We start from the raw sequence: 13,244 nt of genomic DNA, 5'->3' as shown, positions 1-13,244 counted from the left end.
TATTTTAAGCTCCTTTATGTTTTTTGTAAAGCAAAGTTCTGTGTAACCGGGTAGATCATTCCTGCTTCATGTTCATTCCAATCAGGTTTATTTTACTGAGGTCTGCCTTTGGCAAGTTCCGAAGATCTGGCGCCATTCCCGCGCAGGCGGGAATCTTAAAGCTTATCGCATTACGATCATTCATAAGTTTTCATTTCATTCAGTGGCATTCATAAACACTGCGTGATTCCCATCCGATAGCAATCGGATCAAGTTGGGAATGACGATCTGCGTACAATTAATTATTGTTAAACCACCTGCTTATAAAATAAATCGCCAGAAAGCCGGCAAAAATATATAAACCATTAAGTGCTGCATTTTCATCGTCAGCGTAAATACTGAAGGCAACAAAAGTATAAGCAGCAATAAATATAATAGGCAATATAGGATATAAAGGCACAGTATAGATCGTTTTTTTATCAAGATGCGCTGTTCTTTTTCGAAGGATGAAAATGGTGGCTGCTGAACTGGCCATACTGATGCTTTCTAAGAAAATGGTATAGTTTAAAATTTTATCGAAGGTTTTGGCATAGAAAATAATCACTACCGCAATTAAGGTGAAAGCCGTTAGACTCATGGTAATTACTTCTGTTTTTTTGTTCATCCTGCTAAAAATTTTTGGCAGCGCACCTTCTTCTCCCATGGCAAACATTGCCCTTGGGTTGCTCAACAGATTTACATTTATATAGCCCATTACGGAAAAAAAAATAATTACCGAAAGTGCATTAAATCCGGCCTGACCAAATATTTTCGAGGCCAATATTGCGGCGATACTTTCTGCCGATTTCAATTCTTCGAAACCGATTACCCTCACATATACATAATTGATAATAAGATAAAGGGCTACAATAATGGTTAAACCGATAATAATGGAACGTGGAATTACCTTTTTGGCTTCTTTAACTTCGCCACCAAAGTTGATGGTTTGCGCATAACCTGCGTAAGAAAAAGAAACGGCAATTAAACATAGGCCTAAAGCTTTTCCATAATCATACCAGGTTGGTAAAGCCCCGCTTGCCGTTTTAAAAACAGGCGTGATACTTTCTGTTTGTCCGCCAAAAAATACCGCGCAGATCAAAGTTAAAATCATTCCGATTTTAATTACCGTTAGTATATTTTGCGTTTTAGCGCTCGCTTTTAAGCCCAACAGATTAATCAGATAAAATACCAAAATGGTGGTAATAGCTATCGCTACCCTTGATGTTTCGTTTTGTATGGCTGGTGGTAAAATAATCTTGCTCAGGTACTCAGCCCCAATGATAGATATCGCGGCCACCGATGCCGCACTCGAAATAATTACGATGCAATTGATGGCAAAGGCAATGGAAGGATGATAAGCCACCGAGAAAATTTTATAATAGCCACCAGTTACCGGAAAACGCGAACCGATTTCGGCATAAGTTAATGCTCCGCAGAAAGCCACAAAACCACCAATAAACCAGGCCAGGTAAAATAATTCGGGAATCTGAGCTTTTGCCGCTACGTTTACGGGTGTACGGAAAACGCCCATTCCAATAACCAAACTCACCACAATCATGGATAAATCAAAGAGCGAAAGCTGTTTTTTCGGTTGCATTGATAAGAATATTAAATAAAGTGATGAAGATATGGAAATTATATAAAGATGTAAGGCGGAAGAGGTAAGATGGAAGTGAAATTATTTCTTTTGATCATCGGTTCATTGGGGCATCGGTCTTTTGGTTCATGGTTGATAGCCAATGGAGAAATTGATAATTGACGGCATAAAAACGTAAGTGATGAAACTTCTCGCCATGACCATCATAGTTCCAACTATCAAACTTTGAACTATCAACCTGCTACCAGGCCATTACCCATTTTACCTATTCCATCCTCCATGTTTGTATGTTGAAACTTTCTTTTGTTTGCCTCACAGAATAAATCTATTATTGTATGATAATTCTGGGGAACGTACTTGAAAATGTTTATTTCGATGACCAGGGTTATTTCTATACATTCTTCATCACTTTGCAAATCAAAAAAATGCAGGGTTTTTCATTGAAGAACAATGAACACATTATGGCAGAAGTAATTTATAACGACGACAGTATCCGCTCATTGGATTGGAAAGAACACATCAGGTTACGCCCGGGGATGTATATCGGGAAACTTGGTGATGGCTCTGCCCAAGATGATGGTATTTATGTTTTGTTGAAGGAAATTGTAGATAACTCTATCGATGAGTTTGTAATGGGAACCGGAAAAACCATCGAAATTACACTATCAGAACAAAAGGTGAACGTTCGCGATTACGGCCGTGGTATTCCACTGGGCAAGGTAATTGATTGTGTAAGTAAAATTAATACCGGCGGTAAATATGATAGCAATGCCTTCCAAAAATCGGTAGGTTTAAACGGGGTAGGTACAAAGGCCGTTAATGCACTTTCCACCAGTTTTACCGTTCAATCGTACCGTGATGGAAAAACCAAAAAAGTGGAGTTTTCTAAAGGTGAGATTGTAAATGAAAATCCGGTAATTGATACTACACAACGCAATGGTACGGCCATTACTTTCTACCCCGACGAAAGTATTTTCAGAAATTATCATTATATCCCCGATTTTGTAGAGAGCATGGTTTGGAACTATGTTTTCTTAAATACAGGTTTAACAATAAATTTCAATAATCAGAAATACTTTTCGGAAAGGGGCTTGTACGACCTGCTTTCTAAATTTAATAAACCTGATGAAATCAGATACCCGATTATTCACATGGTTGGGCCCGATATCGAAATTGCGATGACCCATGGTCAGCAATATGGCGAAGATTACCATTCATTTGTAAACGGGCAGCATACCACACAAGGCGGAACCCACCAGGCAGCCTTCAGGGCAGCAGTGGTGAAAACAGTTCGGGAGTTTTTCAAAAAAGAGTTTGATGCTGCTGATGTGCGTTCATCCATCATTGCAGCCATTTCCATACGTGTACAGGAACCCGTTTTTGAATCGCAGACCAAAACCAAACTGGGATCGCAGAATATGGGGCCGGAAGGGCCATCTGTAGCTACATTCATTAATGATTTTGTTAAAAAGGAACTGGATGATTATCTGCATAAAAATCCTGATGTTGCCGATGCCTTGTTGAAAAGGATTATGCAATCCGAGCGGGAGCGTAAAGATATTGCCGGCATTAAAAAACTGGCTAACGATAGAGCTAAAAAGGCATCCTTACACAATAAAAAACTGCGCGATTGTAAGGTTCACTTCAACAGCACACACGAAAAACGTTATGAAACTACGTTGTTCATTACTGAAGGAGATTCGGCGTCAGGTTCCATTACCAAATCGCGCGATGTAGATACCCAGGCAGTATTTAGTTTGAAAGGAAAACCGCTTAACTGTTACGAGCTGACTAAAAAAGTAGTGTACGAGAATGAAGAGTTTAACCTGCTACAGCATGCTTTAAATATTGAAGATGGTTTAGATGGCTTGCATTACAACAATATCGTGATTGCTACAGATGCTGATGTGGACGGTATGCACATCCGTTTGCTGATGATGACTTTTTTCCTGCAGTTTTTCCCAGATCTGGTAAAAGCAGGCCATGTATATATTTTGCAGACACCGCTTTTCAGGGTTCGGAATAAAAAGGAAACTATTTATTGCTATAGCGATGAAGAACGTAAAAATGCGATTGAAAAACTGGGCAATAAACCAGAAATAACCCGATTTAAAGGGCTGGGTGAAATTTCTCCGGACGAATTTGGTTTGTTTATTGGTAAAGACATCAGACTGGATCCCGTTATTTTAAAAGATCAGACCATTAAAAGCCTGTTAGAATATTATATGGGAAAAAATACGCCAGACAGGCAGCAGCATATTATCCGCAACCTAAGGATAGAGAAGGATGAGGTAACTGAAGAAAAGGTGATTACAGAAGAGGTAGCTTAGCTTTATCCATGGTTTGTCTTCACGAAACTGTTTGCCATGTGTTTTTAATCGAGAGTGGCAATAAAGACCTTTTTTGGAACCTGAAAAGTTCAGGATGACGGCCGTGATCTCAAATGGTAATTACTCTTTTGGCGCATTCACTGTATCCTCCGGATGCTGCGGTGGCAGTACATCTACCTTTTTCTCTACAATGGTAATTTTGGTGAATACCGCGTATTTACTGGGAGCAATGCCGTTATCATATTTTTCGGCATAAGCCTGGGTAAATTCAGCGCCAAAGTAAAGTATAATTGAGGTGTAATAAATCCACAATAAAATCACAATGATGGAGCTGGCCGCTCCAAAAGCAGAACCCGGATTGCCTTTTTCGATATAAATTCCAATGAGGTACTTACCTAAACTGAACAGGATAGCTGTAAACAAAGCACCGATGATTGCCGATTTCCATCGGATGATCACATCTGGTAAGACTTTAAAAATAACAGTAAAAACGGCGGTTACGGCGGCAAGCGTAATGACGTTGTTCAAAATATAAATCAGCAAGGTCATGGTGTCGTTGGCTACCGGGATAACTTCCTTTATTTCACTTTGTGAAATCAGGTTGGCTAATTTTGAACCTAAACCCACCACTATACTATTGATGACCAGCGATACCAGCAATAAAAAACCCATTGAAACGATTAAAGAAAAGGATAATAACCTATTGGAAAGCATTTTCAGCCAACCTTTTTTGGGTACAGCCTTTACCTTCCAGATCATGTTAATACTATCCTGTATTTCAATAAAAATGGCCGTAGACCCGATGATCAGCGTAGCTATACCAATAATTAAACCAATGGTAGATTGACCTGATTTATTAGCATGCTCTACAAAACCCTGAATTTGTGTAGCTGCATCTTTGCCCACCATTTCGGTCACCTGACCGTAAAACTGGCCCCTTGTCTTTTGGTTTCTTTCGTCTCCAAAAAATAAGGTGGCTGCTGAGAGGAGAATGATAATAAGCGGGGTAAGTGAAAAAATAGTATAGTAAGCCAATGAAGCACTCAGTTTAGTTACCCGATCTTCTACAAACCCTTTTCCGGCAGCAACAAAAAGATGATAAAGCGCAATAAAGAAATTTTTGATCTTGCTAATTACTTTCATCTGAAAATTAAAACGGATATCCTATGCCTATATTAAAAATTAAATTCTGCCTGCGCCAGTCTTTATTGCCAAAGGCAATGTCGTCAAATACCCATCTTTGTCCTTCAGGCAGATATGGTTTTCGCACTGGAAAGGCAACATCTAAACGAACTACGAAAATGGTTGCATCTACACGTAAACCAGCGCCAGTACCCACAGCTAATTCGTTAAAGGTGTTTTTCAACTTAAAACCGGATCCTAATCTTGCCGTTTCCGGTTTGCCCGGTTCTCCAAGATCTTCTTTCCGGAGCCAGATATTTCCAGCATCCACAAACAATGCGCCATAAAGCACACTTACAAGCTTAAACCGGAGTTCAGAATTAAGCATCAATTTAATATCACCACCTTGATCGGCAAAGATAGCATCATCCGGAACTTTGTAAGTGCCCGGACCTAAGGTCCGGGCCGGAAAGGCCCTGATATCGTTGCTGCCACCTGCAAAAAATTGCCTTACGAATGGTAAGGATGAACTATTGCCGTAAGCGTAACCATAACCCAGGTTCAGGCGGTTTGCCCAGATCAGGTTACGGTTAACTTTATAGTAATCCCTAAAGTCGGCCTCTGCCCTGATAAACTGCGTAAGTGGGGTATTAAATAAAGTTCTTTGGCCCATCTCATTTTTAGGCGTAAATAAGCCCCAAACATTACCACCGGTTTCTAAACCGCCAAAGAAATAAACATTGTTGCGGCGATTGGTTTCCATCTGGTTGGTGTAGGTAAAATTATAATTACTACCAATAATAAATTGATTTTCGAGTGTACTTCTTAGTAACGGATTTGCCTCAAATAAACTATCCCGCCTGTTCGAGTCAGGAAAACCGGTAGAAATATAACTTATCGAAATAGGATTTAAGTTATGCTCTTTATACTGATTTTCTCTGAAATTGTAACCGTATTCACCTTTTATCGCGTGTAGGGTATATTCAGAGCCCCGGTTTAGCATCTGATAAGAAAGCGATGTAATGGTTTTCGGGATAAAAGCATTCGTGCTGTTAGGTTTGTAAAATGGTACAATCAGCCTTGGGAAAGTTAGTTTTCCTTCAGCTGTAAAGGATAAGGAATTCCGGCCCAGCGAAGTACCTCTAACCTGTGTTTCGAAACCACCGCTAACGCTTACATCTAATTGCTCAGCACCTCTGAATAAGTTTCGCGTGGTTTGGGTAACTTTTACCTCCGAACCCACAAAATTGTTTGATTTGCTGGTACCGGTAACCGAGAAACTCAATGAGTTCTTCTTCAATGGGGTAAGGTAAATATTCAGGTCCAACTGATTATTTTTGAAGCTATCAACCGGTAAAAACTCTGCCCTTACATCCCTGAAAGCACCAATATTGACCATTCTGTTTAACGATTGGTTATGATCTTTACGGTTGTAAGGTTCACCTTTCTGGAAGAAAACAAGACGATCAAATAATCTCGGTTTAAAAGTATTGCGGTCATCATAAATGCTGAAATCGTGATATTCAAGCGGTTTTAACTTTCTTAAGAGGGTATCTCTACGTAAGGTATAGCTTGGATATATGTTGATATCCCTGATACTATATGGTTTTAATGCGGCATCAGGCGCAATGTCTTTAACTTTGATATTTACATTTACCAGGTTTTTACCGATGGTACTATCTACCTGCATAATCAGGTAATCGGGACTGAAATAAAAATAACCCTGCTCTTTTAGGTCATTATCGATCCTGATACGCTCGTTTTTATAATTGTCGAGGTCGTAATAATCGCCTACCTTTATTAAGGTTTTATTTTTATTCTGATTGATAATTTTAGTTAAAACGCCAGTATCAGGTGGAAAAGTAACTTTATTAATTTTATATCGGTTACCGGTTTCTGCAGTGTAAACCGCTTTGCCTTTTTTATCTTTCACTACGGTATCGCCGGTAACTGTAGCTTGTAAATAACCCTCACTTATCAGATAGCTGGTTAGTACATCATTATTATATTTCAGTTTTACCTCGCTCACTAATACGGGCGGTTCACCTTGTCTTCGTAACCAGTTTCTAAACCCTTTCGGCTTTTTAGGTTCGCCTGCCAGGTTATAAATGCCCAGTTTATATCTTATACCCAAAATAGATTTGTTGGGGCGGGGTCTTGTTTTACTTTCTAAATCTTTTTTTACCTGTTTTTCATCATCAATTTTACCTGACGAATCCGGATTAATTTTTACTTCAGCACCCGTATATAAATGTTGTCCAGGCTTTAATGATTTGGTAGAGCTACATGCAGCCCAAACTAAGCAGGCCAGTACAAATAAAATTGGTCTAATTAGTTGTCTCATTTTTAGGTTTTTGTTCAATGTTTCTTCTGTTGCGTTTTTTCTGGAAAATCTCTCTGAATTTATTGTAATCTACTACCAGGGTGAAACCCAAACCGGTTTCGATAATCTGTCCCTGTACGATTACATCGTTTTGGTTGCGTCGGTAAGCCCTTAACCTATATCTTCCGTCGGCTGATAAGGCATATTCAACATTTACATTTCCGCCAATATCTGTCGATTTTTCGCCTGGTGCCTGCGGTCCCTCCAATGCGAAAGAACTTCCCACGGTTACCGTAAGCCTATCATTTAATAATTTTTTTGATAAACCAACTTCAAGGTCTGTTTTTTGCTGAAGTGAGCCGGTAGAATAATCTTCTGATGAATTTACGCCAAAATTCAATTCCACACCTTGAATTAAATCGGAAGCAAGGTTATTTAACTGTTCTGTCAACAATTTACTCACACTTGATCTGGCCAGGGTAGAAACACCACCTCCACCGCCTGCCAAACTTTGGAAAGGATTATTGGCGATGAACCTGTTCAATGCCAATAGCGCGAAAACCTGTTTGTTTAATTCACTTTCATCGCGGTTTACATTGATTAATTTGGTGTAAACCGTACCATTTAATGCCCCTCGCTCGTTTTCAGGTAAATCAAGTTTGAAAGAAATGATCGGTTTCAATAACTCACCTTTCATCATCAAATAAACCTGAAAAGGCAATTTGGTTTTGGCCTGGACATTATCTGGCTCATTGATCAGATCGATAGGTGCCGCATTCACTTCATATAATGCCGTTAAGTTTACGTTGGCAGAAGTTGGCTCACCCGTCCAGACAATGGTACTTCCTTTAACCAGTTTGAATGCTTTTTTGCCTAGCGGACCAACTGATAAATTGTATGAACCATCAATAATTTCATAACGGCCTGTTAAGCTTATTTTGCCGCTGGGATCCATCGTTGCATTCAGGTCTGCTTCACCTTTGATATTCAGTGCATCACCATTTGATGGATCAACCACCACATTCAATTCGGCTTCAGGATCAATGGTGATGGCTGCAACCAGGTTAATCCCTTTCATGGCTGATTTACTCACGCTATCTACTTTTAAAGCCTTTTGGCCGTTAAATGGTGGGGCATCAGCATCAATAAATTGTACAATTCCTTCCTGATCAATAACTGAAGGGTCGCTTGTTGGCAGGGCAAAGAAAAATTTTGTGCCTTTGTTCACCCTCACGTTCATGTTCACATCAGGCTGGTTCAAATCGCCGCGTACTTTAATATCGCTGGTTAAAAATACTGTTCCATAAATGAGGTCATTATCGGCTGCGGTCGAATTGATTGCCCTGAAATTGTTCATTTTGATATCTAAACCAAAACGATAATCTTTGAAATTACTGGTATAAACTTTTCCATCGATGGTTGCCTTTTGATTCAGGGAATCAATCAGTGTGAAGTTATTAAAACTGATCCCTTCATTTGTAAATGAAATTTTCTCGTTAGGCAAACGGAAGTACGAATTTACATACGCAACTCTGATCCCCGCATTGTTGAAAGTTAAATCGCCCAATATTTTTGGAGCAGTTAATTCGCCTTTAACACTTAGTGCCCCGGTTAGTGTACCCGTTCCGTTTTTAAGCTGACCCGCAGATAAACTCTCAATATTTTTCATTTCGATCTTATCGATGTTCACGGTAAGGTCTAATGCGCTTTTCGGTGCGGTATAATAGAAGCCATTTACCCTTAGCTCATGTACACCGGTTAAGGCCACATTTACCTCGAAAGCGTTTTCGGTATTGTTGTTTACCGCTAAACGTAAGGTACCCAGTTGGTCTTTCTGATAACGCAGCTGATCAATGGTGAGGTTTGCTTCAAATTTTGGCGTACTGGCCAAATCTTTAACATTTGCAGTTCCGTTTAAACGACCGCCAACCAAAGTCGTGTCGGTTTCGGCAAATTTGGTTAAGGTTTCCAGTTGGAAATCTTTAAATGCGACAGCTAAAGGCGCATTGGGTTGGGTAGGGTTGCTATTGATGGAAAGTGACTGTCCATTATTGCTGATTTGAAACTGATTTACCAATATGCCCGATGCACCAAACTGGATATAATTATCTTGTGAAACCACCCATTTTTGATAATCGAGCAATAGTTTCTGCGGATCTAAAGCGAATTTAAAATCTTTGTTGATCGATTGGAAATTACCACCAATAACGTATTTGTCTTTTTTCTGCCTATCGCGTAAGAAAATGTTAACACCTAAATTATTATTGGCAGCATCGCCACTTACCTCGGTATTAAAAAGTGCCACAGAGGGACTTTGAAGGCTTTTAACGGTTAAGCTATAGTCTAATTTATTGTTATCATTATTGATGTTTAAAACCGTCGTATCTACTTTAAAATCGCCATAAACTACCTGTGGGAAATTACCCTTAATCTGCAGACTGTCTTTTTGAGTATCAATCAATCCGTAAAACTGAGAGGGTTTAAATACCGTCAACTCAGGCACAAAATTCTTTAACAGTTTAGAATCATAAACCTGAACAAAAAACCTTAAACGCTGATCCGGAATTTTGGTTACGGTGCCAAAAGCATAGTATTTATTAATTTCGTTGATGATGGCACTGCCTACTTTGGTGAGTTGATATTTTCCATCAATCTTTGCCGAAAGTATTTCGGATTTTAGTGTAAGCTCGTTTTCGCTAGCGGTTGATTTTGCCCGGATCGAAATCGTGTCGACATTGATTCTTTGTTGATCTTTTACCAGTTGTAAACCGGTAACATCAACCGATCCGTTCAAGTAATCCGCGTCAGCGGTGGCCAGGTCAACTCTAACTACACCTGCAGCGCTTAAAACCGTTGGACTAAAGTTTAGTGCCTGAAGGTTCACCTGTTTTAAATTCAGATCAGCTTTTACCGATGGATATTTCCCTGCAAGATTTACTTTAGCATCCAGATTAAAATTGGCATTGCTATCTGGCATGCTGCTTTTGATGTTGATGCGCTGGTTGCTGTAATTTCCTGCCAGGGTTAAATTGCGGTAAGTGTATTTATTGTAATAAGCATTTAATACTTTAGCATTAAACTTTGCATTGATTTTTTTAGGATCGAGGCCTGTTCCCGCCACATTGGCCCTAACCGAAACACGGCCTAGTTTAGGCTGCATTTTTAGTAGGCGGCCAACGTTGAAATTATTTAAACTAACATCTGCCTTGTAACTTTCTTTGCCTTTAGGGCCATTCATACCTGCAACTACCACAGCACCACCCATATCGGTATTAATGTTCAGGTTGGTGTTAAAATCAGTCATGGAGCCCTTAAAATTACCTTTTGCATCGATCACGTTAGGCAGTTCAATGGAAGGAGGCAACGATTTTTTAGGTACGGCCACTAAAATATCACTTTTGGTAACATGAAGTTTTTTGATGTTTAAATCAAGAAAGGTTTTGTTAATGTCGGGTAAACCTTTTGCTTTTCCACTGATATCAATCTGCGTATTTTTTAAACCGCTGATCTGTAGTTTTGGAATATTCAGTTCGTTCAGATATCCATTAACATCAGCATTGATCTTTATTTTTTCATTGCGATAATTTACGGGTACAGCATTACTAAAATATCCGGCGTCCTTTAAACCAATGGTGGTGTTCTTAAGGGCTATATTCAATTTTACGCGTTCCGGATGTTTGGTCAGATCCTCCATTGAGGTAAAATTTAATTCCGTAGCATTTTCAATGCTGGTATTTGGTGTTTTCAGTATAAAATTGCTCAGCTTGATCTGTTTGTCATTGTACACCGCATCACCGCGTAATTCATCGAGGATAAAGCCACTCTTTTCCTTTAATGACCCATTTTTAACATTGGCTTTTATTCCTGCTGCACTATAGCTTACATCGCTGGCACCTAAATTTAACTGATTTATTTTTAGGTGGTTAAAGTCCATACCTTGAGGCGCGGGTTTTGCGCCCAGGTTATCAAACTGTACATCGTTATCGCCTAAACTAATATTTTTAATTAACAGGCCCAAAGGTGACTTTTCAGGAACGACGGTATCTTTAACTTTCTTTAAATCGTTGCTTGGGGCTGGTTTAAAAGCAAAGAGGATATTCGATTTGTTTAAATGCGCATCATCTACCGAATATTTACTATTGGTTAAATCTACTTTCAGGTTTACCAGGCCCAGATCATTTACATCGGCAACTGCTTTCGTTGTCGAAACCTGGTCGTCGTAGTTTACCTTTACATTATTGAAAACGAAATTCTGTACCTCAATTAATGGCAGTTTACCCTGTGTTTTTTCCGTGCTATCTACGCTGTTGGTAATGTGCTGTACCAATTTAACCAATGGTTTTTGTTGTAAATAACGCAATGAAGTATTCGCCAGGCTCAACTCTTTAATAACATAGTGCTGGTTGGCCAGGTCGAAATCTTTGATTTTGGTTTTGAATGCGCCTAGATATAATTTCACATCATTACCCGCAACATCATCGCGGTAGTTAATGCCAATATCTTCGAAAGAAACTTTATCAACAGAAAATTTTAGGGTAGAAGTGCTATCTTTTTTTACCTGCTCCTCTGGTTTTTTCTGGTCGCTGGCAAAAGCGTCAACCAGAAAAGAAAAATTGAAAGTTGTATCCGGAGTGATGCGCTTTACATTCGCACGTACGTTTTTAAGTTCTATGTTATTGATCTCAACCGTATTTTTTAACAATTTAAATAAACTGATATCAACTGCAAGTTTCTCCGTATATAACAAGGTATCACCCTTAAGGTCCTGAATGTAAAATTTGTTCAAAACCACGTCTTTAGGCAAAGCAATTTTTATGCTCTCTAAACTCACTTCGGTTTTGGTTTTGTTTTTAAGATAGTTGATCGCTTTCCCTTTAACAAAATTCTGAACAGCTGGAATATTTAGCGAAAGGGCCACACCAACCACCAGAAAAATGATGGAAGCAATTACCCACAATAAAATTTTAAGACTTTTGCGTACGTATTTATTCAAAGCTAAGTGTGTTTGGTATTTAGATAAATGCCTAAAGCATGCCATTAAAATTAATTTTAAGGCAGCTTTACTAAATAATACAAAAAATAACCTAAATTGTTCGCCCGCTGTAAAAATTTAACATTTGCGGTCTCATAATCAGGTTAAAATGAATTCAATACATCTTAATATAACTTTTGAACAGTATGCCGGTATTTCAGAGTTAACATTGGCCGATAGAAGCCTTTGCGAACTTGCACAACAGGCTTTGGGTACCTCTTATTCGCCATATTCTAAATTTAGGGTGGGCACAGCCATTCGCTTGGCCTCTGGCGAAACCATTTTGGGCAGCAACCAGGAGAATTTAGCCTATCCTTCAGGACTTTGCGCGGAGCGTGTTGCCCTTTTTAATATTGGTTCTACTTATCCGGATGCGGTGATTGAAAGTATGGCAATTACGGCGCAGACCGATAATTTTGAGATTTTGAAGCCAGTAACTTCTTGCGGAGGTTGCTTACAGGTAATGGTAGAATTTGAACGTAAACAAAACAAACCTATTGAGGTGATTTTTTATTGTTTAAATGGAGAAGTTTTAAAAGTACCGAGTGTAAAGAGTTTGATACCGTTTGCTTTTGTTGAGGATAGGTTGGAAAGGTAAGCGGTTTTCGGTGCTAAATTAAAAGTTTGCAGCGCACATAATCTGCTGTACTCTTCCGGGGTATACCGGAAGCTTTTTTACAGTTATTTCCCGCTGATTTAAGCCGATAAGTGCAGGACTGGTTTGCAGTTTGCCGTTGCAATTGTTTTTAAATCTGCCAAAGTCTGTATGATCAGCGGGAAACCTTTAATCTATCGGTCGGTGTCTAACCAACCACTAATATC

At 39.2% G+C, this 13,244-nt stretch carries 6 protein-coding genes; 2 read left to right on the top strand and 4 right to left on the bottom strand.

What is annotated here, in order from left to right; all coding sequences use genetic code 11:
- Positions 1–277: 277 nt before the first annotated feature.
- On the bottom strand, positions 278–1,615 hold the full coding sequence (locus ACK1I8_RS14265; RefSeq protein ID WP_412466031.1) for an APC family permease: 1,338 nt from the start codon (positions 1,613–1,615) through the stop codon (positions 278–280).
- A gap of 461 nt (positions 1,616–2,076) precedes the next feature.
- Here ACK1I8_RS14265 and ACK1I8_RS14260 point away from each other — a divergent pair, with 461 nt between their 5' ends.
- Entirely contained in the window at positions 2,077–3,945 is a 1,869-nt protein-coding gene (locus tag ACK1I8_RS14260) for a DNA topoisomerase IV subunit B (RefSeq protein WP_412469377.1), read from the top strand.
- A 120-nt stretch (positions 3,946–4,065) separates the two neighbouring features.
- Here ACK1I8_RS14260 and ACK1I8_RS14255 read toward each other — a convergent pair whose 3' ends face one another.
- From ACK1I8_RS14255 to ACK1I8_RS14245, 3 genes are read right to left on the bottom strand one after another with little or no spacing between them, the layout of a single operon-like run.
- Positions 4,066–5,088, bottom strand: a complete 1,023-nt coding sequence (locus tag ACK1I8_RS14255) for a YihY/virulence factor BrkB family protein (protein ID WP_412466030.1) — start codon at positions 5,086–5,088, stop codon at positions 4,066–4,068.
- Between the two features lie 7 nt (positions 5,089–5,095).
- Complete coding sequence (locus ACK1I8_RS14250) at positions 5,096–7,411, bottom strand: BamA/TamA family outer membrane protein (RefSeq protein ID WP_412466029.1); 2,316 nt, start codon at positions 7,409–7,411, stop codon at positions 5,096–5,098.
- The gene (locus tag ACK1I8_RS14245) at positions 7,395–12,383 is read right to left on the bottom strand and encodes a translocation/assembly module TamB domain-containing protein (RefSeq protein WP_412466028.1); all 4,989 of its coding nucleotides are present in this window, start codon (positions 12,381–12,383) and stop codon (positions 7,395–7,397) included. The genes ACK1I8_RS14250 and ACK1I8_RS14245 overlap by 17 nt, the downstream gene beginning before the upstream one ends.
- A gap of 148 nt (positions 12,384–12,531) precedes the next feature.
- On the opposite strand from ACK1I8_RS14245, the gene ACK1I8_RS14240 reads away from it, so the two are divergent.
- Positions 12,532–13,020, top strand: coding sequence for a cytidine deaminase (locus ACK1I8_RS14240; RefSeq protein ID WP_412466027.1), 489 nt, complete (start codon positions 12,532–12,534; stop codon positions 13,018–13,020).
- Positions 13,021–13,244: the final 224 nt, after the last annotated feature.

Source organism: Pedobacter sp. KLB.chiD, assembly GCF_047040275.1.
Taxonomy (GTDB): Bacteria; Bacteroidota; Bacteroidia; order Sphingobacteriales; family Sphingobacteriaceae; genus Pedobacter.
The sequence above is the reverse complement of the archived record's forward strand: the minus strand, read 5'-3'. Positions and strand labels throughout refer to the sequence as shown.